We start from the raw sequence: 21173 nt of genomic DNA, 5'->3' as shown, positions 1-21173 counted from the left end.
CATGAATCATCGGTTTTACCCCGCACCGCTGGTGCTGCTCGATCTGGAAACCACGGGTGCCAAACCCGCGAGTGACCGGATTACCGAAATCGGCCTAGTGCAGATTAATGCTGAAGGTGAGGGTATTGCTACCTGGAGTAATTTGGTTAATCCCTGCCAGTCTATACCCCCGTTTATTCAGGAGCTGACTGGCATTGATAATGCCATGGTGGCCGATGCGCCGACTTTTGCGCAGCTGGCCGATCAGGTGCTGGAAAAGCTGCAGGGGCGGGTGTTTGTCGCGCACAATGCGCGCTTTGATTACACCTTTTTGCGCAATGAATTTAAGCGCCTCGGCATGACTTTTCGCGCCAAAGTGCTGTGTACGGTGCAACTGTCGCGCAAGCTGTATCCGGATGAATTCAAGCACAGCCTTGATGCGCTGATTGCACGGCATGGGCTGCAATATCACGGCGAGCGCCATCGTGCGCTGACCGATGCCGAGCTGATTTACCAGTTTTTAAATGCAGCGGTGCAAGACCTGGGCGCTGCGCGCGTGCACGAAGCGATTGACGAGCTGATTCGTCCGCCCGCTTTGCCACCACAGATTGATGAAAAAATCATCGACTATTTGCCCGATACCGCTGGCGTGTATATTTTTTATGGCGAGGGCGACGAGCCGCTGTTTGTCGGCAGCAATAGTAATCTGCGCCGCCGCGTGCTGCAGCACTTTGGCAAACACGCCAGTAGTAAAGCACAAGATGGCCAGGCGGCAATGCTGGCCTTGGCGCTGCGCCGCATTGACTGGGTTGAAACGTCGGGCGATCTGGGCTCGGCCCTACTTGAGCGCCAATTGCTCAGCCAGTTGCGTCCCCGGTTTAATCCATCCACCCGTGGCAAAGTCGATCAGACCCAGTCGGTATGGGAAATCGTGTTGCCCGAACCGGGCAGCGACGGGATTGACGTTCCGCTGCAGCCCAAACTGATTCCTTTGAGCGAAATCGCCAATGCGCGCGGTGATTTGTTTGGCCCATTTCGCAGTGCGCGCGAAGCGCAGAATGTGCTAAACCGGATCATCAAAGGGCAAGGCTTGTGCCGTCAGCTATTGGGGCTGGAAAAATCGCGCAAAGCGCAACAGATCAGCCCCTGCAACGCGCTCTCGCAAGGCGAATGTCGCGGGGCCTGCGTCGGGCGCGAGGCGATCAGCCTGCACAATGCACGCCTGCTGGCGTCGCTGGCCAAGCACAAGCTGGCCGACTGGCCGTATGCGGGCGCGATCGGGATTTGTGAAGGCCCGGAATGGGCCCAGGTGCTGCATGTGATGGATCAATGGACATACCTTGGGCAGGTAAATGACCAGAGCGAGCTAGCTGATTTGCTCGCTGCGCCATACCCCGCTTATGATCTGGATATGGCCAAGCTGATTCGCAGTGAAATTAAAAAACATCCGGTGCAATTGCTGGTCTGAAGCTGGCTGCCGGGCGAGGCAGATCAGGCGCAGGGCTGCCGATCACTTTGGACATCAGTGCACACATTAAACACTGGAGACGCTATGTTGGATTTGGTGCAGATTCAATCCATTCTGAAAGCTTTGCCCGATCCGGTGTTTGTACTGACGCGCAGCGGGCGCTACGCCGCCATTTTTGGCGGGATCGATACGCGCTACTACCATGATGGCAGCCACCTGGTGGGGCAATCGATGTCTGATGTGCTGTCCGACGAAAAAACCGCCTGGTTTTTGCAGATGATCGCGCAGGCGCTGACGCAGCGCGCCTTGTTGGTGGTTGAATACGCGCTCTCGGCTCGCGATGTCAAAGGGCTTTCCAGCGAAGGGCCGGTGACCGAAATCTGGTTTGAAGGCCGGGTGCAGGCACTGGATTTTCAGGTTGATGGCGAAGATGCGGTCATCTGGGTGGCCAGCAATATTTCGCAGCGGCACGATCTGGAAGTGCAGCTACGCCAGCAAAGCCAGACCGATCCGCTGACTGGCCTGGCAAACCGGCGGCATATGACGGCGGTGCTGCAGGACTATCTGGAAGTGTTTCTGCGCTACGGCTCGCCTTTGTCGGTGCTGATTTTCGATGTTGATCACTTCAAGACGATTAACGATAGTTTTGGCCATGATGCTGGCGACAAAGTCTTGGTCGAGATCGCCGCCGTGTGTCGGCGTGAATTGCGCAATACCGATGTTTCGCTGCGTTTTGGCGGCGACGAGTTTGTCATTCTGATGTCGCATACCCCACCGGATGTGGCGCTGACTCTGGCCGAACGCTTGCGCGGGCAGATTGAAACGTCATTGCAGGGCCTGCTGGCGGGCCGTAGCGTGACGATTAGTGGTGGTTTAAGCGCACTGGATCCGGCCGATACCAGCACCAATGACGTCCTTAAACGCGCGGACGCCGCGCTTTATCAGGCCAAACGCCTGGGGCGCAACCGGATTGCCAGTGCCTGAGCCGATAGCCTGAGCGAAAAATAGGCTTGGCGGATAATAAAAAAACGACGCAATTTGCGCCGTTTTTTTATGGATGACCCATCCTGCTTGTACAGCGAAGCTCCCCTCAAGGAGGGGACGGGAGGGGTGGGAATAAAACATCACGGGCGCAATTTGCGCCGTTTTTTGTTTCGAACCGAATCTGCTTAAACCGCCAACACCGCCTTGATGTCATCGCTTTCGCTGATGGTGAATTTCTTGTCGCTAGGCTGCAGTGCGCTGCCATCGAATCGACCTACATGGTAGATCGTGCCGAACGAGAACGTCGGCGCTGCAGCACCTTGGCCGCCGCACACTTCGGCGCCACGGCGGACATTGTCGGCCATATAGCCTGGCAGGCGCAGGTGATACGGGTTGCGGCGAACTTCTTCAACGTGGCAAGCCAGCGCAGCGATCAAATCAGCCGTGTCTTGCAGATTGGTTGCGATCAATGCATTGGGCGCTTCCATCTGGCGCCAGAATTCGCTTTGCACCAGCACACAGCTGTGGTTGGCCGCTTTCAGCGCGTCAACGATCAGATAATGCGTACCGATATGCGCTGAGTGGTAGTCGTTATCGTGCGGGCACACGACAACGGCTGGTTTGTGCTCGCTGATGATTTTGGCGACCACCGCCACTTTTTCGGCCCAAGCGGCCGGATCATCGTTGCGGGTTTTGGTGGTCACACTCATCAGGCCACCCGGAATGGTTTCCAGCAGGCCCCAGCCGAGGTAGTCGCAGGCATTTTTGACTTCAACCCAGCGCTCGGGCTGGCGTTTTGCGTTAGAACCCTGAGTGACGGCAACGTTGATCACTTTGAAACCGGCTTCACGACCCAGGCGCAATGGCAAGGCGCCAATAATGCATTCGTCGTCAGGATGGGGCGCAAAAATCATCGCTACTGGGGCATCGGCGGCGACGGTGGTCGCGGCGCTACCCAGCGTGCTCAAATCGGCAAACAGCGGGGCATCTTGTTTTTGTAATAGCTCGTTGTGGGCTTGAACGAGTGCGAGGTAGGGATTGCTCATTGGATAATCGCTCCAAATGTGGGAGAAAGTTGCGTCTTATTGTAGGTGTATCGCAGTCATCTGACTACCGTAAGAATGAGCAAGAGTATAGGCCGATCTTTCGGCGCTAACCAAGCGCTTTTCGCTGGCAAACCCCGATGCACTGATGTAGCGCAGCTTTTAATCCGCCGTGCTGGCTTGAGCTGACGTTCGGTGCTGGCGCTGCAGTGGCATAATGGGGGCAAAATTCAATGAATAAGTCATACAGGGGCTGTTACATCCATGAAATATTTTTATTCTTCGCTGCTGGTTACGTTGGGTGGCTTGCTGGGCGCGTGGCTGCTGGGCGGCTGGGCTGGTTTGTGGATTGCCTTTAATCTGGCGTTGCTGGAAACCAGCCTGAGTTTTGATAATGCCGTGGTTAATGCTTCGGTGCTCAAGCACTGGGATGAGAAATGGCGCAAGCGGTTTTTGCTGTGGGGCATGCTGATTGCCGTGTTTGGCATGCGGGTGATTTTCCCCTTGCTGATTGTCGCGATCATTGCGGGCATGGCACCCATGCCCGGGCCGATTGCCTTGTTTGATTATTTCAGCACCGGCGCATGGCCGGTAAATGATGTGTTGTCGCTGGCCATGGTCGAGCCTGATCGCTATGCCGCCATTTTGACTTCGGCGCATATCGAGGTAACGGCTTTTGGCGGGGCATTTTTATTGCTGGTGTTTCTTAATTTCTTTCTGGATCACGAAAAGGACACGCACTGGTTCAAACCGGTCGAGCAGCTGCTATCGCGGCTGGGCAAGCTGGAGATGGCGCCTGTTTTGCTGGCCATGCTGCTGTTGCTGCTGATGACGGCCAGCTTGCCAGCGGCGCAGGGCTTACGTTTTCTGGAGGCGGGTATCTGGGGTGTGATTGTCTACGTACTCGTTGATGGCTTGGGCGGCGTGATCGGCGATGAAGGAACAACGGTGAAAACCGGTTTGGGCGGCTTTATTTATCTGGAAATACTGGACGCATCGTTTTCATTTGACGGCGTGCTGGGCGCTTTTGCGCTGACCAAGAATATTTTTCTGATCGCGATTGGCTTGGGTATCGGTGCGATGTTTGTGCGCAGCTTTACGCTGATGCTGGTTGAGAAGGAAACGCTCAATGCCTTCAAGTATCTGGAGCATGGCGCATTCTGGGCAATTGGCGCGCTCTCGCTGGTGATGCTGCTCGCCGCTCGCTTTCATGTTCCGGAAGTCATTACCGGCGGTGTCGCGGCCTTGCTGATTGTGCTGGCCGTGCTGCATTCCTGGGCTATTCGCAATAAAGAAGGGGGTATATCTTCTTAATTATTGCTAGATATTTTCTCTATTCATATACATGAGTGGAGTATTTGATAGACAAAAGCGGCACAATGCCGCTTTTTGCATTTTTGCCCGGCATATATAGGCGTAATTTGGCCCATGTTGCGGTTTTCAAACCGGCTTGCCGATGGCCGGTATTACGCTGCAGTTTGCTGCTGCGTGCGGCGTTTGTACCCGTCATTACACGCAGCCTGGCCTTGAAAATTATCCACATATTGGCTTTGGCTTTTTGAATATGTCAGCTAAAAACAAAGGGATGCAAATTTGCTCAAGCAGGTGGGTCAAAATGAACAAAACATTCTCGCCATTGATCTTTGCCCCCATTGCCTTGCTTCTGGCCATGCAGGGTAGCCATGCCATGACTTTGGGCGAATTACAGCTCAAATCCTATATCGGCCAGCGCTTTATGGCAGATATTCCTTACCGTTTGGGTAGCGACGAGCAATTGCTGGAAGACTGCTATCAGTTGCGGCAAGGCAGTAGCGACGCCAGCTATATCGGCGCTGCCAGCATCCAACTGATTCCATACGGCGATGGCAGCAGTGGGGTTATCCGGCTGGTGTCAGGCAAAAATGCCGACGAGCCCATTGTGGGCTTTGCCTTTCATGTTGAATGCAACAATATCAACCTGACGCGTGATTTTCTGGTTTTTCTTGATCCTGCCCCTATTGTTGACGTGCCCGTAGTCAGCGACAGAACGGCGATCAGCAAGTTGCCTACTTCAATAGAAGGGCGCCGTGCGGCCAAAGGCACGACGGCAATTAGCGTGCGCCAAAATACCAGCCTGGAAGAGATTGCCCAGCGCTATTACCCGAGCAATTCACCGGAATACCAACGCTATCTGACAAGGCTTAAACGCAGCAACCCCGAGTTGGCCGAGGTGGATACGGTGGCCGCGGGTAGCCGCGTCAATATTCCGGTGCGGCACAAAGCCAAACCAAAAGCCGTTCCCGTCGACAATCGACCCATGGGGCTGGCCGATCAGTCGAATGTGGCAGGAAAACTGCGGATTGAAGGTGAAGAACGCAGCGCCGCTGTCGCACCCAAGTCCGATCAGGCCAGGCCTGATGTACAAATCAAAGAGCTGGAAACCAAAATTGCCGAGTTGAGCGAGTTAAGGAAAAAACTGCAGCTGGAAATTGAAGCGCTCGATCAGCGCCTAGCTCAAAGTGCGCTGGCGATGAAGGGGGCTAGTGCCATCGTGACCCAGGCTCCCACTGCCGTACCGGCTCAGCCGCTTGCGGCGTCCACAATCCAGGCTGCTCCTGCCGTCAAAAAGCGCAGCACCGAAGAAGAGGGCGGCTGGCACTGGCCCTTATTGATTGGTCTGGGCACGCTGGGGGCTGCTGTCTGGTGGTGGCTGCGCCGCAATGAAAGAAATGAGGCCGATTCAGTGAGTATCAGCGACAGTATCATGAGCGTGCTCAAAACCAATTTTGTTCCGCGTACACCCGAACAAACCCAGTTGTCCCTGGTGCGTCACGCCGATTCGGCTTTTGAAGTGATCGACGAAGACGTGAATGGCATGGATCAGGTTCAATTGTATCTGGCGCAAGGCGATACCTTGCGCGCGATTGAATTGATGCAGCAATTGCTGGATGCCGACCCGCTGGACGTTGAACGCTGGCTGATGTTATTCCGTGTTTATCGCCAGCAAGGCATGAAGTCGGACTATATCCAGCTGGCGCACAAATTCCGTGCACAAACGCCAACTCCGGCAGACGACGATTGGGAGCTGGTGCGCAGTATTGGCTTTAAGCTCGCACCGGAATGCCCGCTGTTTACCCGGCTGGAGCAAGCTGAAAAAACAGTGCAAGCAGAGGTTGATCTGGCGATTGTCGGGCTGAGTGCTGCCGTAGCAGAGTCTGCTGCTGAGACGGCAGCGGATTCGGGATCAGTCGTCAACGAGGCGGAGCAAGATCAGGCTGATCTGATGGCTTTATTGCAGCCCCAGCCACAAGCCAAGGCCGCTTACAAAGCGCCTCCGGCTGCTCCGCTGATTGAAGCTGGCGCTGACATACCGCAGATTCCGCCCGTTGCGGTGCTGAAAAACCCCAGCGAAATGTCATCGCTGGATCAGTTTGAATTTAATGTTGAAGACATCCAGTTTGATGATGATAAGGAAGCAAAGAAAAGCTGATTCTGAATATCTGTTGGCCGAATCCGGACGAAAAAAATGAGCAGCCGAGGCTGCTCATTTTTATGTGGTTTTCAATGGATCAGGCTTCCGGAAACGGCTCGTTACGCGTTTTCCACAGCGAATACAGTACACCAGCCAGCAGCAAGCCGAAGGTGACGCCCAGTGAAACGCCGGTCGGGATTTTGAAATCAACCAGGCCTTCATGGTTGAAGTACACCAGACCGACTTTGACCCCGATAAACACCAGTACGATAGAGAGTGCGTATTTCAGATAGTGGAAACGATGCACCATCGCGGCCAGCGCAAAGTACAGCGCACGCAAACCCAGAATCGCAAAAATATTCGACGTGTAGACAATAAACGGATCTTGCGTAATCGCGAAAATGGCCGGAATACTATCAACCGCAAAGACCAGATCGGCAGTTTCGACCAGAATCAGCGTCAAAAACAGCGGGGTTGCCCACCAGCCTTTGGCCAGACCGTGGTCTTCGCCGCGCACCCAGAATTTTTCATTGTACAGTGTCGGCGTAAAACGCATATGGCTGCGTATCCACTGGTAGAACTTGTTGTCTTCCAGCTTGCCATGTTCATCGTCGGCAATCAGCATTTTGATACCAGTGAAAATCAGGAAGGCGCCAAACAGCACCAGTACGCCCTGATACTTGGCCACCAGGACCGCACCCAGACCGATCATCACGGCGCGCATCAGAATCACGCCCAGAATGCCCCAGAACAATACACGGTGCTGATACATCCGTGGCACGCCCAGACTGGTGAAAATCAGGGCAATTACAAAGACATTATCCATCGACAGGGATTTTTCAATCAGATAGCCGGTCACGTATTCCATGCCTGCTGTCGAGCCTTTGTACCACCACAGCCAGCCACCAAAAGCCAGACCCATAAAGATGTAGAAAGCGGAAAGCTTCAGGCTTTCGCTGACCGTGATTTCATGTTGATCCTTGTGCAATACGCCCAGATCAAAAGCCAGCAGGCCGATGACCAGGCCAAAAAACATCAGCCAGACCCATAGTGGGTAGCCAACCCACAGAGCACTAAAAAATTCCATATCTATCCCTTGCCGTACGGCATTTTTAATCAGTGTTGGTTTATCTATAAAGCGCGCGTGCGTATTATTCACGCTATGAGTGCAGAATATACAATAAGTTTCATTGATAGCCACTGCCATCTTGACGCTGCCGAGTTCGAGTATGACCGCGACAGTGTGGTGGCCCGCTCGCGCGAGCAGGGGGTAGGACAATGGCTGGTACCGGCGATTACCGCTGCGACCTTCCCGCAAACGTTGCTGATGCAGCAGCGCTATGGCGCATTGGTCGCCTTGGGCCTGCACCCGATTTATGAAGCGCAGCACCGTGATGAGCATCTGGCGCTTCTACGCGAACAATTGCAGTTTGATCTGGCGCTGGCCGTAGGGGAAATCGGTCTGGATTTTTATCTGCCAGAGCTTGATCCGGCACGACAAATCCATTTTTTTGAAGCCCAGCTTAAAATTGCCCGCGATTTTGACTTGCCGGTGATCGTGCATATCCGGCGCAGCCAGGATCAGGTGCTGAAATACCTGCGCAAATGGCGGGTGAAGGGCGGCATCGCCCATGCTTTTAATGGCAGCGAGCAGCAGGCTGATGAATTTATCAAGCTGGGTTTCGCGCTGGGCTTTGGTGGCGCGATGACTTACAACGGTTCACAACGTATCCGGCGGCTGGCACAGCATCTGCCGCTGGAGGCCATTGTGCTCGAAACCGATTCGCCCGATATTGCGCCAAGCTGGCTGGCAAGCGGGCAGCCAGGCAGCTCGCCCGGCCGGAACGAGCCAGCGCAATTGCCAAGAATCGCGCAGACCTTAGCTGATCTGCGCCAATGCACCCTGGCCGAGGTCGCCAAACAAAGTCGTGAAAACACCTACCGCATTCTGGGCTTGCCTCTGCTTCCCTGATCCCCTGATCGCATAAATTGCCGCACAAGCCCTTGATTCCGCTATACTTCCGCGCCTTGATGTTTTAGAACCGGAACACTTATGCTGCTGCCGCACCAACTCGAATTGCTGTCCCCAGCCAAAAACGCTGAAATCGGCCGTGAAGCCATTTTGCACGGTGCGGATGCAGTCTATATCGGTGGCCCCGGTTTTGGTGCGCGCCACAATGCCAGCAATTCAATTAACGACATCGCCGAGCTGGTCAAATTTGCGCACCGTTATCACGCGCGTATTTTTGTCACGCTCAATACGATTTTGCATGACTCCGAGCTTGAACCGGCTCGCCAGCAAATCATCCAGCTGTATGAGGCGGGTGTTGACGCGCTCATCGTGCAGGACATGGGCGTGCTGTCTCTCGATATTCCGCCGATTCAGCTGCACGCCAGTACGCAATGCGATATTCGCACGCCGGAAAAAGCCGCGTTTCTGGCCGATGTGGGTTTCTCGCAAGTGGTCCTCGCGCGCGAGTTGGGCTTGGGTAAGGTCAAGCAAATCAGCGACTTCATGGGTGATCGCGCAACGATTGAATACTTTATTCACGGCGCGCTGTGCGTCGCATTTTCGGGCCAATGCAATATCAGCCACGCGCACACTGGTCGCAGCGCGAACCGTGGCGACTGTTCGCAAGCCTGTCGCTTGCCCTACACGCTGACCGACCAGAATGGCCGTGTGGTGGCGTTCGATAAACATCTTCTGTCGATGAAAGACAATGACCAGACCAATAATCTGGAAGCGCTGATCGACGCGGGCGTGCGCTCGTTCAAGATCGAGGGCCGCTACAAAGACATGCAGTACGTCAAAAACATCACAGCGCATTATCGACTGCTGCTCGACGAGATCATGGAACAGCGCAGTGAATTTGCCCCAGCAGCCAGCGGGCGCAGCGAGATTTTCTTCCGGCCGGACGTTGATAAATCCTTCCACCGCGGCCACACCGATTACTTTGCCACCGCGCGTAAAGAAGACATTGGCGCGTTTGATTCACCGAAATACGTTGGCGTGCCACTCGGCACCGTGACCAAAGTAACCGATAAATATTTCGAGCTGGAAGTCGCCGATCAGAATGACGCAATGAGCAATGGCGACGGACTGAACTTCATGAAAAAGCGTGAAGTGATCGGCGTACAAGCTAATACGGTTGAAGCCGCGAATAAAGCGGCGGGTATCTGGCGCGTGTTCCCGAACGAAATGATGAGCGAACTGGTGGGCCTGAAAGCCGGTACACCAATTCACCGTAACCGTGATCATGCTTGGGAGCAGGCGCTGAACAAGAAATCGGCCGAGCGCAAAATCGGCGCGTGGTTGACCTTGAGCGAGACCGAAACGGGCTTGTCGCTCACTATCACCGATGCCGACGGCTGTAGCGCTACAGCGCAAGTCGCGCTGCCACTCGAAGTCGCGCAAAACGCCGACAAAGCGTGGAGCACGCTGCGTGATAATCTGGCCAAGCTCGGCAATACGATGTTTTATGCCGAAGACGTTGTGCTCAATTTATCGCAACCTTGGTTTGCGCCAGCATCAGTCATCAATGCACTGCGCCGCGACGCGGTTGAGCAACTGGAAGCCGTGCGGATTGCAGCATGGTATAGGCCTGAACGTAAGGCAGCTATTGAGCCTCCAGCACTATACCCCGATGAAACGCTGTCATTCCTCGGCAATGTGTATAACGCCAAAGCGCGTGAATTTTATGCCAAACACGGCGTTAAATTAATCGCCGCTGCGTATGAAGCGCACGAAGAAGCGGGTGAAGTGCCGCTGATGGTGACCAAACATTGCCTGCGCTTTAGCTTTAATTTGTGCCCGAAACAGGCCAAGGGTGTGATTGGCGTTAAAGGCCAGATCAGGGCCGATTCGATGACTTTAAGCTCAGGCTCGGAAAGCTATCGCCTTGACTTTGATTGCAAGCCGTGCGAGATGCATGTGGTTGGCAAAATGAAACCGCATATTCTCAAAGCGCCACCACCAACCACTGCGAATGTGCAAACCATCGAGTTTTACAAAGCCAAGCCCGAGGGCTATGGGCATTAACATTCAGGCTGGCCAAAGCCACGCCAGCAACAGTCGGGGCATTTGAACGGCTAATCTGGCTGGTGGTGGCTAGGTCGATTGATGGCTTTAGCGCTGGCGTGATGGATTGGCTTTCATAGCTGTCGCTGATGTTTTACCTTCATGGCTTGCGCCATGGGGGTAGCGGCTCGTATTTTTCCAGTAGTGCGCGGGCGCGGGCAACGCCGTTATCGCTACCGACGAGCGAAGCCGGGGCTGCGCCATTGAGCTCAATATGCGGGCAGGTGAGCCATTTGACGACGGTGGGCAGATCGCCCAGCTTGTGAACGGCGGCGTCCAGCAAGGGGAGCCAGGGCAGCAGGCTGTAGGGCTCAAACTGCATGACTGCGCGCAGATCAGCGTATAAATCCGGCTGGTCGACCAATTCGCTCTCAAGGAGAGCCAGAAATTCCGGTATACGATTCATATGGGGTATAGCTCCAGGGAGCTTTCCTTGCTTGAGTATTTGGTTTATACACCAGGTGGGTATAGTGGGGCGGCTAAAGCATAGCCGCCAATTCACCTTAGTACCTCGCCATCGCCGGGTCTACCTGCTCGGCCCATGCGGCGATGCCGCCATCCAGATTAATCATTTTTTCAAAACCTTGCCGTTCCAAAAAGCCGGCAACCTGATAACTGCGTACACCGTGATGGCAGATCACCACATAGGTGGCGTCCGGATCCAGCCGGGCCAGATCACCGGGGATATTCCCCATAGGAATATGCTCGCTGCCCGCAATCTGGCACAGCGCCAGCTCCCAACTTTCGCGCACATCCAGTAATTTGGGGGCTTCCAGTGTGGTGTCGTCCAGCCAGTTTTTGAGTTCGACCGCAGTGATATGGTGCATGAAAAAAGCCTGTAGCTCGATGAGAGAATCCCCTTATTCTACTTTTTCCGGCCGCAATGGATAGCAAATTCTGCAGCAAAGCGCCGTGATCACAGTAGAATTGGCGCTCCTTCCTGTCTGGACATTGTGCGCATGCAATCTTTTTATGCCCTGTTTGCCTTGCTGATCGGACTGATCGTGCCGCTGCAAGCTGCTGTGAATAACCAGCTGAAAACCGTGATTGGCGGCAGCACCTTGCTCGCTGCGCTGGTGTCGTTTGCCGTTGGTATTCTGACTTTGCTGCTGATGTCGGCGCTGACCGGGCAGAAAATGGGCGGCTTGCTGTCGATCACCAAAGCCGAGCCCTGGATGCTGCTGGGCGGCGTGATGGGCGCGATGTTTGTATTTGGCACCACGCTAATCGCGCCCAAGCTCGGGGCGGCGTCGATGATGGCGCTGATTATTGGCGGCCAGGTGGTGGCCTCGCTGCTGTTTGACCGGTTTGGCTGGCTGGGCCTGCCGCTGCGCGATTTAAGCTGGCCGCGTCTGCTCGGTGCCGGGCTGATTGTGCTGGGCGTGCTGCTGGTTAATTTTGGCGATCAATGGCTGGGGAAATCGTCCTGATGTCGGCCATCACCGTCATTGCTGTTGAAGATGATTTCATCGTGATCAACAAGCCTGCCGGGCTGGATTTTCACCAGAACGAGACGCAGGACAGCCTGATTGATCTGGTGCGCGAGCAAACTGGTTTGTCCGGGCTGCTCACCGTGCACCGGCTCGATAAAATGACCTCCGGCCTGCTGGTGCTGGCCCGGCACGCCGAAGCGGCGCGGCAGTTTTCGGCGCTATTTGCCGAGCACCGGGTGCAGAAATATTATCTGGCGCTTAGCGATAAAAAACCGGCCAAAAAGCAGGGCAAAATTCAGGGCGGCATGGACAAAGGCCGCAATGGTTGCTGGAAGCTCGTTCGCGAAGGCGGCCTGTTGGCGACAACGCAATTTTTCAGCTTTGGCCTGGGCAACGGCTTGCGCGTGTTTGTGCTCAAACCCCTGAGCGGGCGCACGCACCAGCTGCGCGTGGCGATGAAAAGCCTGGGTAGCCCGATTCTGGGTGATGCGCGTTATGGTGGTAGCGATGCCGACCGGGGGTATCTGCACGCCTATTCGCTGGAATTTGAATTTGCCGGACATACCTATTGCTATACCGCATTGCCCGAGTGCGGGATTCATTTCCATTCCGATTTATTCTGTGCCCAATTGGAAAATATCGCGCAGCCAGCCCAATTGGCTTGGCCCAAATAAAAAGAATGGCTTGAGTAAATTAGAAAAATCTAAAGTATTGATATAACAGCAAAAAAAGCGCCTTTTTTGCGCCAGATCAAATTAATTGTTGACGCTTTCATTTTATAAAAATTACAAAAATGTAATTAATGAAAAAAAGCAAAATAATGCAACAGATGTGACAATCGGCACTAGGCAATTTCCATCTTGATTCGTTAGTATTTGGCAGCGGCAAATAGCCGCCGAAACCAAAGGTGCGCCGGATCGGTGACACCCATAAAAGGATGGAGACTGGATCTATGTTCCAATTGAATCGTTGGATGTTGGCGGCTATTCCCGCAGCCATTTGCTCGGTGCAAGTGATGGCGGCAACGGCCTGGGATAGCAAAACGGTATACACCGGTGGTCAGGTGGTGAGCTATCAGGGTAAAGATTACAAAGCAAAATGGTGGACGCAAGGCAATGTGCCCGGCGCCGAGCAGTGGGGCCCGTGGGAATTGCAAGCTGGCAGCGCAACGCCAGCACCGACGGCCAATGTGACCAGCGCGCCGACAGCAGCACCGACGAGCACGCCACTGGTTTCTCCAACGGTAGCGCCAAGCGCCAAGCCGACAGTCGCACCGACCACCGCACCAACTACGGCACCAACAGCAGCGCCTACAGCCCTGCCAGGTTCTTGTGGCGTATGGGCAGAAGGCAATACGTATAAGGCTGGAGATGTTGTCAGCTATGGCGGAGCGAGCTATACCTCCCTGTCTGCACACACAGCGTATGTTGGTGCCAATTGGAATCCGGCGGCAACGCCTACTTTATGGAAAGCGGGCGGTACATGCAGCACCGGTGGCGCAACGCCAGTACCGACTGCCACGCCTGTCGTCACCGCCAAACCAACTGCCACTCCCGTGGTGACGGTGAAGCCAACGGCCAGCCCGGTTGTCACTGCCAGCCCAACGCCAGCCGTGACGGTAGCGCCAACTGCAGCCCCAACTTCAACACCAGTTTCAAGCGCAGGCCCAACTGCTGCACCAACCACCGCACCTGCAGCGTATAAACCGCAAATCACCTTTGTGGCTGCACCAGCGGGCTACCCAAGCGATGCGCAATTCCTGGCGGCCGAACAAGCCTTGTACAGCCAGGCTGGCTCGGATGCCAAAACAATAGATCGTATCCGCGAAGCCTTGCAGGTTCGCCCGGATTCGGTGGTCGATGCTGTTGCGCCAGGCGCAGCAGGCAATCCGGACAACGTCCAGCGCGTTGAGCGCGTGTTGCCACGGGCGAAATTTGATTACTTCTTCCCCGTGCGCAATATCAAATACACCTACGAGAATCTGCTCAAAGGCGTGGCCAAATTCCCGGCGTATTGCAAAACCTACACTGATGGTCGCGACTCAGACCTGATCTGTAAAAAACTGCTGGCGACTTCATTTGCCCACTTTGCGCAAGAAACCGGCGCAAACTGGCCTGCCCTGACGCCTGCAACAGCGCGCGGCTACGCCGATCAGAACAACGCCGTGTTGGCGACGATGGAGCAAAACACCGCGATTCCAACGTTCCGCCAAGGCCTGTGGTTCCTGCGTGAGCAAGGCATGCAGGAAGGCAGCGGCGTGGGCGGCTACCAAGATTGCTTTAACGGCGCGGGCGGATCGATCTTCTCGATCTTCTATCCATGCGGCAAAAACGAGCAAGGCCAGTACTTCAGCTACTTCGGTCGCGGCTCCAAGCAATTGTCGTGGAACTACAACTACGGCCCATTCAGCAAATCAATGTATGGCGACGTCAATGTATTGCTCGACAAGCCTGGCTTGGTGGCAGATACCTGGATGAACTTCGCGTCAGCGATCTGGTTCGCGGTTTATCCACAATCGCCAAAACCACCAATGACGTGGGTGGTTGATGGGACTTGGCAGCCGAATCAGGTGGATATTGCCAACGGCATGTCACCTGGTTTTGGTGCAACGACTTATATCATCAACGGTGGTATTGAATGCGGACGCGGCGGCAACCATGGTAGCAATATCGGTGGCGGTACCAGCAGTGAAGCACAGCAATCGCTGAACCGTATTGCGGCGTACAAAGAGTTCACCAAAGAGCTGGGCGTTGACATTACCGGCGAGCAACTGACTTGCGGTACGTCAAAAGGCTTCACCGATGGCTCGGCAGCTGCGACCAAAACGTATCTGGACAAGGGCTGGAACTACAACCCGAACAATCCGGGCGGCGTGTCTTGGTCTTGCCAATTGGCCACTTACCAAACGCCATTTAGCCTGGCTAATCCGGGCGACTACAAAGCCTGCGTGGATTACTTCTTCCGCGGTCAGGTGAAGTTCAATGGTCAGGTTGTGGTGGATAACACCAAGTAATTTGCTTTCATCCCAGCAAAACGGCAGCTTAGGCTGCCGTTTTTTTTTGGCCAGCAGGCTGATGTAATTACATACCTAAGCAAGTATATTTGTGTAGGCTATGTCCAGTAATCTCTGGCACGATATACCCTGGCAGGACTAAAACACCACACTTGAGCAGCAAATGGGTCTGTGGCTTAAATGCTGACAAGGTTTGTTATAAACTGGCATTTCGATTGAGCATGGAAATGACAATGTCCGACACGCTGAACGCCAGTTTGCCCATCCAGACCGCCACCACTGAAACCACATTCCACGCCTTGTGGCGCGAGACGGCGCGCAGCCTGATTTTTCGCGCACCGCGCTGGGAGCAATTGCCCGCCTCGCCGTGGCTGATTTTCTTGCTGTTTGCCCTGGATCAAGGGGCCAGTATTCTGATGGCTTGGCTGGCCAGCAGCGGGCCGCAGCAATTTGCCTGGATCACCGGGCTGCAAAACGCGGCTTATTTTCTGGTGATTTGCTGGCTGGCGTATGTGGCGCAGCCGCCTGCGCCGGTGCCGCCGCGGCAGGTGAAAATGCTTAGCCTGATTTTATTGCTGTACGTGTTTTCCAGCCTGCTGTGGGGACTGATTTACGCGGCCTCGCAGCTGCTGGCGCGCTACGGCATTGCCCAAAGTTACACCGCACAGTGGGTCATCTATGCGTTGCCATTTTTATGGATCACCGCCGCTGAGCTGGCCGTATTCTGGCACGCCAGTAATCATCACAAGCTGCGTTTTGCGCTGGTGTCGCTAATTCTGTTGGCGCTCTCGGCGCTGTATTTCTCCGGCGTGGCCATGTCTTACTGGTATCCCGCGCCTGATGTCGATAGCGAGCGCTATGCCGAGCGCCCAAGTCTGGTACTGACGCAGGAAGTGATGGAAGCGCAGCCCGCGCTGCTGCACGCCAAGCTGGGCGAAGTCGCCCCCCAGCGCGCTGGCGTGGTGGATCTCTATACGATTGCTTTTGCTCCCGAAGCCGACGAAGACGTTTTTCGCCGGGAAGCGGGCATGGTGTCCAGCGTGATGGCGCAACGCTTTGACGCCGCCGGGCGCGGGATCGAGCTGATCAATCATGTTGAAACACTGGGGCAGTGGCCGTGGGCCACGCCGCTGAACCTGCGGCGCAGCATTGCCGCTATCGCTGGCAAAATGGATCAGAACGAAGATATTCTGTTTGTGTATCTCACTTCGCATGGCGGGCAGGATGGCAAGCTGGCGGCGGGATTCTGGCCGCTGCAGGTCGATAGCGTGACGCCGCAGCAACTCAAACGCTGGCTGGACGAGGCGGGCGTGCGCCACCGGGTGATTGCCGTTTCGGCGTGTTACTCGGGTAGCTGGATTGCGCCGCTGGCCAGCGCCGATACGCTGGTGCTGACCGCCGCCGACGCGGATAACACATCCTACGGTTGTGGCCGCAAATCCGAGCTGACCTTTTTTGGCCGCGCCATGTTTGACGAACAATTACGCAGCAAAACGCGCTCGTTCGAAACCGCGCACCACAGCGCGCGCGAGCTAATTCGCCAGCGTGAAATCGCGGCTGGCAAAGACGATGGCTACTCCAATCCGCAAATCAGCATGGGTGCCAATATCCGCGCCAAGCTGGCGCAACTGGAGGCGCGCTTTAAACCTTAGTGGTGGGTATATCTCTGCAGGTATTTTAAAATATTATCTATATGGTAATACCCAGTTGGGTATTGCCATATTCTTGCGTGCTAGAAAAAGTAAAATTTACTCATCGCTTTCAATCGCGCTTATCGCTTAGAATCAATCCCATTCCTGTCTTGCGATGGTCGCCGTATGTTTGCCTTTTTTGAAAAACTCATCCACCCCTATCCGGATCAATTGCCCAAGCATCCGGCGACGTTTATCGGTTTTGTCTGGAGCTGCACGCGCGGCATGCGGCTTTATATTGCGCTGCTGGCGCTGTTTACCGCGCTGTGCGGGGCGTTTGAAGCGTTGCTCTACAGCATGCTCGGCAATGTGGTCGAGTGGCTGAGCAAAACCGAGCCCGCTTTATTATGGCAAAACGAAAAACACAATCTGCTGCTCCTGCTCGGAATTTTGCTCGCCAGCCCGCTGCTGATCGCGCTGCAAACACTGATCAAGCATCAAACATTAGCGGGTAATTTTCCGATGCGTTTGCGCTGGCAGTTTCACCGCCAGATGCTTGGCCAGAGCATGAGTTTTTATCAGGACGAATTTGCCGGGCGTATTTCGGCCAAAGTCATGCAAACCGCGCTGGCGGTGCGTGATACCGTGCTGACGACGACCGATATTCTGGTGTTTGTGACGATTTACTTTGTCACGATGGCGGCGGTGGCTGGCGGTTTTGATCTCCGGCTGATGCTGCCGTTTTTTGCCTGGCTGGCGCTGTATATCGTCGCGATGATCTATTTTGTGCCGCGCCTGAGCCGCGTTTCGCGCTCGCAAGCGGACGCCAGATCGTTGATGACCGGCCGGATTACCGACGCCTACACCAATATCAGCACGGTTAAATTGTTCTCGCATACGCAGCGCGAAGCGGGTTTTGTGAAGTCGGCGATGCAGGAATTTATGCAGACTGTCCACGGCCAGATGCGGCTGGTGAGCTTGTTTGAAATCACCAACCATATTCTGAGCATGCTACTGATCGCCTCGACCGCGGGCGCGACTTTGTATTTGTGGACGCAGGGCGAGGTGGGCGTTGGCGCAGTCGCCGCCGCCACCGCGATGTCTTTGCGTCTGAGCGGCATGTCGCACTGGATTATGTGGGAAATGGCCGGGCTGTTTGAAAACATCGGCACGGTGCAGGACGGCATCAATACGCTATCCAAACCGTCAACGGTGCTCGACGCTACGGACGCCAAGCCGCTGCAAGTGACGCAAGGGCTGATTGAATTTGATCAGGTGCGTTTCAATTACGGCAATGACCATCAAGCCAGAGCGGTGATCGATCAGCTGCAACTCACCATCAAACCGGGCGAGAAAATCGGCCTCGTTGGCCGCTCGGGCGCTGGCAAATCGACGATTGTGAATCTGCTGCTGCGTTTTTACGATATTCAATCCGGCCAGATTCGCATCGACGGGCAGGACATTGCACACGTCACGCAAGACAGCTTGCGCCACCAGATCGGCATGGTCACTCAGGATACGTCCTTGCTGCACCGCTCGGTGCGCGACAATATTCTGTACGGCCAGCCCGACGCCAGCGAAGAGGCCATGATCCGCGCTGCGCAGCGCGCCGAAGTACATGATTTCATCAGCAGCCTGAGCGATCCGGCAGGGCGCAGCGGCTACGACGCGCATGTGGGCGAGCGCGGCGTGAAGCTATCGGGTGGCCAGCGCCAGCGCATCGCCATTGCGCGAGTGATTTTAAAAGATGCGCCGATTCTGCTGCTCGACGAAGCCACTAGCGCGCTCGATTCCGAAGTTGAAGCGGCCATTCAGGCCAGCCTGTATACGCTGATGGAAGGCAAAACCGTCGTCGCCATCGCACACCGGCTCTCGACGATTATGGCAATGGACAGATTGATCGTGCTCGACCAAGGCCGCATTGTTGAGCAAGGCACCCACGCCGAATTGCTCGCACACAATGGCATCTACGCCCGGCTGTGGGCGCATCAGAGCGGTGGATTTTTGGGGGAAGAGGATTAAGTTATTTCAATGGATCATCAAGCAAGCCGTTATTGTTGCCAAATAGCGGCTTGTTTGAATGGGGCTGTGCGGCTTGCGCGGTCAAACTTCAGTTAATTGAATTGAGCCGACGTCGGCTGCTCATCAAGTGAATGCTCAAACTGGGAGTAACAATTTCGCCCCTGCGATTTAGCGCGATATAAGGCTTGATCGGCATTATTCAATAATTGCGCGACATCCTCGTTGGCCGTGAACAAGTAGCCGCCAATGCTCACACTCAGCGCAATGATATGTTGCTGCGAATCCCGTAATTCGGTTTGTGTCGCCACCGCTGCGCGAATTCGCTCTCCGATCTGGTTCAGTAGCGTTTGATCCAGCGAATCGAGTAGCACCAGAAACTCATCGCCACCCCAGCGAGCCGCATGGTCATATGGCCGGATATGGCGACGAATCATGGCTGCCACGGTTTTTAATGCCGCATCGCCAGCTTCATGGCCATAGCGATCATTCACTTCTTTAAACCAATCGACATCCAGCCACAAAATGCCAATGGCGCTTCCATCTCGCTGGGCACGGCTTAAGGCTTGTGTGATGCATTCATTCATTCCGCGTCGATTCAGTAATTCGGTTAGCGGATCGAGTTTAACCAAGCGATCAAGATCGGCGGTACGTTCTTTGACTTTGTCTTCCAGCTCGCTGCGCGCCTGTGAAACACGTGTGGACATCTGTGCGAAGTGTCGAACCAGCCGGTCGATCTCATTATTACTCGCGGTATTGGTATTTAGCTCCAGTTTCACCGGCAAACCGTTCGCGACTTGGGTCATTGCGTGATCAAGCTTGTTGACGGGCTGCAAAACCAGATGATTGAGTACCCAGTTGAGCAATAGCAAAGCCGCCAGCATGGTGATGATGTAGACCAAGGCAATCCCGACAAAGTAGTTTTTTGGCAGCAAAATAGCCAAATCCAGCAATGTCACTTGATACCAGCCGACTTCAGGAATCCAGTTCAAACTGACCAAATATTTGTGCCCATTCACCGAAACAAAGCGCGTCACGATCGACTGTTTACCTTGTTTGAGCTGGTCCATTGCTTCGTAGAGCGTATGCCGATCAGCAGGCTGATCAAACAAGGTGTCGAACTTGATTTGCTGGCTAGAATTTTTGGTTAATGACATAAAATTGATCAAGGCCTGATCCTGATGCAGCTGAATCGAGCCAGCATAATCCACATACATGATGGAAACGCCCTCTTCGCGACTCAGCTGCAGATCTTTAATGACGCCATTCAATTGCAGCCCGGTGCCTGCAACACCAAGCATTTGATCACCCTGACGAATGGGCGCATTGATCCAGATATTGGTGATGCCCAAGGCATGATCTTTCTGGACATTCACCTGCACATCCTGATTCAACTGCATCAGCTTAAAGAACCAGGCGTCTCGACTTTTGTTGGGTTCAAGGATGTAAAGCAGTTCACGGTACCGCCAAATTCATTGCTGGCATTGTTGTAGTAGTAGGAGCTGCTCTGGGCTAGAGCGACAAAAATCTGCTCCTCTTTAAACTGCTTTCTAAACCCCTCCATCTGCTTGAGTGCCTGCTGGGTGTATGTCTGATTGTCTGGTGTTGTCGCCCAGTTCTTGATCATCGGGTCAGCGGCAAGACGTTTTGCCGTGACAATCTCTCGCAGTACTGGCTCCAAGGTTTTGGTTTTTAAATACTGGGTTTGTAGATTGGCATAGCGAACGGCCCAAGTTTCAATCACGTTCTCTGCCAGAATTCGGGTTACCCACAAAGCCCCCAGTGCCGAGATGCAGGAAATCAGAACCGTGAGTATAAAAATGCGAGGTTTAAGCCTCATGCATTATCCCCTGAAGGTATTGAGCTACGTGTTGACTCAAGTAAGGCGGTGAGTGGTGCACTTATAAAAAATTGACTAATTTATTGCACTGTTAGCAAATAAACTCAAGATTTCATTTGCTGGGGCGGTGATTGAGACTCAAGTGTGGCCAAGCAATCTGTTGTGGCTTAGGTCAAAAGCCAAAAAAGGCCGCTTTCTATCGAAAGTGGCCTTTTTGATCTTGAACTCGATAGA

General features: G+C 54.4%; 18 protein-coding genes. 11 read left to right on the top strand and 7 right to left on the bottom strand.

The annotated features are described in order from the left end of the window. Nucleotide 1 precedes the first annotated feature (1 nt). Together ABHF33_RS03385 and ABHF33_RS03380 are read left to right on the top strand one after the other, a co-directional pair. On the top strand, nt 2–1447 hold the full coding sequence (locus ABHF33_RS03385) for an exonuclease domain-containing protein (protein ID WP_348945649.1): 1446 nt from the start codon (nt 2–4) through the stop codon (nt 1445–1447). A gap of 84 nt (nt 1448–1531) precedes the next feature. Continuing rightward, nucleotides 1532–2431: a GGDEF domain-containing protein gene (locus ABHF33_RS03380; protein WP_348945648.1), complete on the top strand. Its 900-nt coding sequence runs from the start codon at nt 1532–1534 to the stop codon at nt 2429–2431. A 185-nt stretch (nt 2432–2616) separates the two neighbouring features. Here the strand turns inward: ABHF33_RS03380 and ABHF33_RS03375 are convergent, their stop codons facing one another. Next, the gene (locus ABHF33_RS03375; protein ID WP_348945647.1) at nt 2617–3477 is read right to left on the bottom strand and encodes a PIG-L deacetylase family protein; all 861 of its coding nucleotides are present in this window, start codon (nt 3475–3477) and stop codon (nt 2617–2619) included. Nucleotides 3478–3738: 261 nt separating this feature from the next. On the opposite strand from ABHF33_RS03375, the gene ABHF33_RS03370 reads away from it, so the two are divergent. Further along, complete coding sequence (locus ABHF33_RS03370) at nt 3739–4788, top strand: DUF475 domain-containing protein (RefSeq protein ID WP_348945646.1); 1050 nt, start codon at nt 3739–3741, stop codon at nt 4786–4788. Nucleotides 4789–4807: 19 nt separating this feature from the next. Here the strand turns inward: ABHF33_RS03370 and ABHF33_RS03365 are convergent, their stop codons facing one another. Further along, nucleotides 4808–4984: a hypothetical protein gene (locus ABHF33_RS03365; protein ID WP_348945645.1), complete on the bottom strand. Its 177-nt coding sequence runs from the start codon at nt 4982–4984 to the stop codon at nt 4808–4810. Nucleotides 4985–5089: 105 nt separating this feature from the next. Here ABHF33_RS03365 and ABHF33_RS03360 point away from each other — a divergent pair, with 105 nt between their 5' ends. After that, nucleotides 5090–6943 (top strand): type IV pilus assembly protein FimV, encoded by a 1854-nt coding sequence (locus ABHF33_RS03360; RefSeq protein WP_348945644.1) that lies wholly within the window; start codon nt 5090–5092, stop codon nt 6941–6943. 79 nt (nt 6944–7022) lie between these two features. On the opposite strand, the gene ABHF33_RS03355 is transcribed toward ABHF33_RS03360, so the two are convergent. Beyond that, nucleotides 7023–8012 carry a TerC family protein gene (locus ABHF33_RS03355; RefSeq protein WP_348945643.1) on the bottom strand — a complete coding sequence of 330 codons (990 nt, stop codon included), beginning with the start codon at nt 8010–8012 and terminating at the stop codon, nt 7023–7025. A 75-nt stretch (nt 8013–8087) separates the two neighbouring features. Between ABHF33_RS03355 and ABHF33_RS03350 the strand changes: the two genes are divergently transcribed. Together ABHF33_RS03350 and ABHF33_RS03345 are read left to right on the top strand one after the other, a co-directional pair. Next, nucleotides 8088–8897 (top strand): TatD family hydrolase, encoded by an 810-nt coding sequence (locus ABHF33_RS03350; protein ID WP_348945642.1) that lies wholly within the window; start codon nt 8088–8090, stop codon nt 8895–8897. Nucleotides 8898–8978: 81 nt separating this feature from the next. Continuing rightward, nucleotides 8979–10964: a peptidase U32 family protein gene (locus ABHF33_RS03345; RefSeq protein WP_348945641.1), complete on the top strand. Its 1986-nt coding sequence runs from the start codon at nt 8979–8981 to the stop codon at nt 10962–10964. Nucleotides 10965–11103: 139 nt separating this feature from the next. Here ABHF33_RS03345 and ABHF33_RS03340 read toward each other — a convergent pair whose 3' ends face one another. Next, on the bottom strand, nt 11104–11409 hold the full coding sequence (locus ABHF33_RS03340; protein WP_348945640.1) for a hypothetical protein: 306 nt from the start codon (nt 11407–11409) through the stop codon (nt 11104–11106). A gap of 97 nt (nt 11410–11506) precedes the next feature. After that, a complete protein-coding gene (locus tag ABHF33_RS03335) occupies nt 11507–11830 on the bottom strand; it encodes a rhodanese-like domain-containing protein (RefSeq protein ID WP_157314005.1) in 324 nt (107 codons plus the stop codon). 132 nt (nt 11831–11962) lie between these two features. Here ABHF33_RS03335 and ABHF33_RS03330 point away from each other — a divergent pair, with 132 nt between their 5' ends. From ABHF33_RS03330 to ABHF33_RS03310, 5 genes are all read left to right on the top strand, one after another. Continuing rightward, the gene (locus tag ABHF33_RS03330; RefSeq protein ID WP_348945639.1) at nt 11963–12433 is read left to right on the top strand and encodes a DMT family transporter; all 471 of its coding nucleotides are present in this window, start codon (nt 11963–11965) and stop codon (nt 12431–12433) included. Further along, nucleotides 12433–13110, top strand: coding sequence for a TIGR01621 family pseudouridine synthase (locus ABHF33_RS03325; RefSeq protein WP_348945638.1), 678 nt, complete (start codon nt 12433–12435; stop codon nt 13108–13110). Before ABHF33_RS03330 ends, ABHF33_RS03325 begins: the two co-directional genes overlap by 1 nt. Nucleotides 13111–13388: 278 nt before the next feature. Further along, nucleotides 13389–15449: a glycoside hydrolase family 19 protein gene (locus ABHF33_RS03320; protein WP_348945637.1), complete on the top strand. Its 2061-nt coding sequence runs from the start codon at nt 13389–13391 to the stop codon at nt 15447–15449. 233 nt (nt 15450–15682) lie between these two features. Further along, entirely contained in the window at nt 15683–17101 is a 1419-nt protein-coding gene (locus tag ABHF33_RS03315) for a C13 family peptidase (protein WP_348945636.1), read from the top strand. A gap of 165 nt (nt 17102–17266) precedes the next feature. Next, nucleotides 17267–19102, top strand: a complete 1836-nt coding sequence (locus ABHF33_RS03310; protein ID WP_348945635.1) for an ABC transporter ATP-binding protein — start codon at nt 17267–17269, stop codon at nt 19100–19102. 92 nt (nt 19103–19194) lie between these two features. On the opposite strand, the gene ABHF33_RS03305 is transcribed toward ABHF33_RS03310, so the two are convergent. Then, on the bottom strand, nt 19195–20499 hold the full coding sequence (locus ABHF33_RS03305) for a GGDEF domain-containing protein (RefSeq protein ID WP_348945634.1): 1305 nt from the start codon (nt 20497–20499) through the stop codon (nt 19195–19197). Beyond that, nucleotides 20499–20939 (bottom strand): hypothetical protein, encoded by a 441-nt coding sequence (locus ABHF33_RS03300; protein ID WP_348945633.1) that lies wholly within the window; start codon nt 20937–20939, stop codon nt 20499–20501. Before ABHF33_RS03300 ends, ABHF33_RS03305 begins: the two co-directional genes overlap by 1 nt. Nucleotides 20940–21173: the final 234 nt, after the last annotated feature.

Origin of the sequence: Chitinibacter sp. FCG-7, from assembly GCF_040047665.1 — a bacterium.
GTDB classification, from domain to species: domain Bacteria; phylum Pseudomonadota; class Gammaproteobacteria; order Burkholderiales; family Chitinibacteraceae; genus Chitinibacter; species Chitinibacter mangrovi.
The sequence above is the reverse complement of the archived record's forward strand: the minus strand, read 5'-3'. Positions and strand labels throughout refer to the sequence as shown.

What these genes read in the sequence shown, in the direction of transcription:
- ABHF33_RS03385 (WP_348945649.1), top strand. Translation starts at nt 2, where the DNA reads ATGAATCATCGGTTTTACCCCGCACCGCTGGTGCTGCTCGATCTGGAA.
- ABHF33_RS03355 (WP_348945643.1), bottom strand. Translation starts at nt 8,012, where the DNA reads ATGGAATTTTTTAGTGCTCTGTGGGTTGGCTACCCACTATGGGTCTGG.
- ABHF33_RS03360 (WP_348945644.1), top strand. Translation starts at nt 5,090, where the DNA reads ATGAACAAAACATTCTCGCCATTGATCTTTGCCCCCATTGCCTTGCTT.
- ABHF33_RS03335 (WP_157314005.1), bottom strand. Translation starts at nt 11,830, where the DNA reads ATGCACCATATCACTGCGGTCGAACTCAAAAACTGGCTGGACGACACC.
- ABHF33_RS03345 (WP_348945641.1), top strand. Translation starts at nt 8,979, where the DNA reads ATGCTGCTGCCGCACCAACTCGAATTGCTGTCCCCAGCCAAAAACGCT.
- ABHF33_RS03375 (WP_348945647.1), bottom strand. Translation starts at nt 3,477, where the DNA reads ATGAGCAATCCCTACCTCGCACTCGTTCAAGCCCACAACGAGCTATTA.
- ABHF33_RS03330 (WP_348945639.1), top strand. Translation starts at nt 11,963, where the DNA reads ATGCAATCTTTTTATGCCCTGTTTGCCTTGCTGATCGGACTGATCGTG.
- ABHF33_RS03340 (WP_348945640.1), bottom strand. Translation starts at nt 11,409, where the DNA reads ATGAATCGTATACCGGAATTTCTGGCTCTCCTTGAGAGCGAATTGGTC.
- ABHF33_RS03315 (WP_348945636.1), top strand. Translation starts at nt 15,683, where the DNA reads ATGTCCGACACGCTGAACGCCAGTTTGCCCATCCAGACCGCCACCACT.
- ABHF33_RS03320 (WP_348945637.1), top strand. Translation starts at nt 13,389, where the DNA reads ATGTTCCAATTGAATCGTTGGATGTTGGCGGCTATTCCCGCAGCCATT.
- ABHF33_RS03300 (WP_348945633.1), bottom strand. Translation starts at nt 20,939, where the DNA reads ATGAGGCTTAAACCTCGCATTTTTATACTCACGGTTCTGATTTCCTGC.
- ABHF33_RS03310 (WP_348945635.1), top strand. Translation starts at nt 17,267, where the DNA reads ATGTTTGCCTTTTTTGAAAAACTCATCCACCCCTATCCGGATCAATTG.
- ABHF33_RS03350 (WP_348945642.1), top strand. Translation starts at nt 8,088, where the DNA reads ATGAGTGCAGAATATACAATAAGTTTCATTGATAGCCACTGCCATCTT.
- ABHF33_RS03370 (WP_348945646.1), top strand. Translation starts at nt 3,739, where the DNA reads ATGAAATATTTTTATTCTTCGCTGCTGGTTACGTTGGGTGGCTTGCTG.
- ABHF33_RS03305 (WP_348945634.1), bottom strand. Translation starts at nt 20,499, where the DNA reads ATGCAGTTGAATCAGGATGTGCAGGTGAATGTCCAGAAAGATCATGCC.
- ABHF33_RS03380 (WP_348945648.1), top strand. Translation starts at nt 1,532, where the DNA reads ATGTTGGATTTGGTGCAGATTCAATCCATTCTGAAAGCTTTGCCCGAT.
- ABHF33_RS03325 (WP_348945638.1), top strand. Translation starts at nt 12,433, where the DNA reads ATGTCGGCCATCACCGTCATTGCTGTTGAAGATGATTTCATCGTGATC.
- ABHF33_RS03365 (WP_348945645.1), bottom strand. Translation starts at nt 4,984, where the DNA reads ATGACGGGTACAAACGCCGCACGCAGCAGCAAACTGCAGCGTAATACC.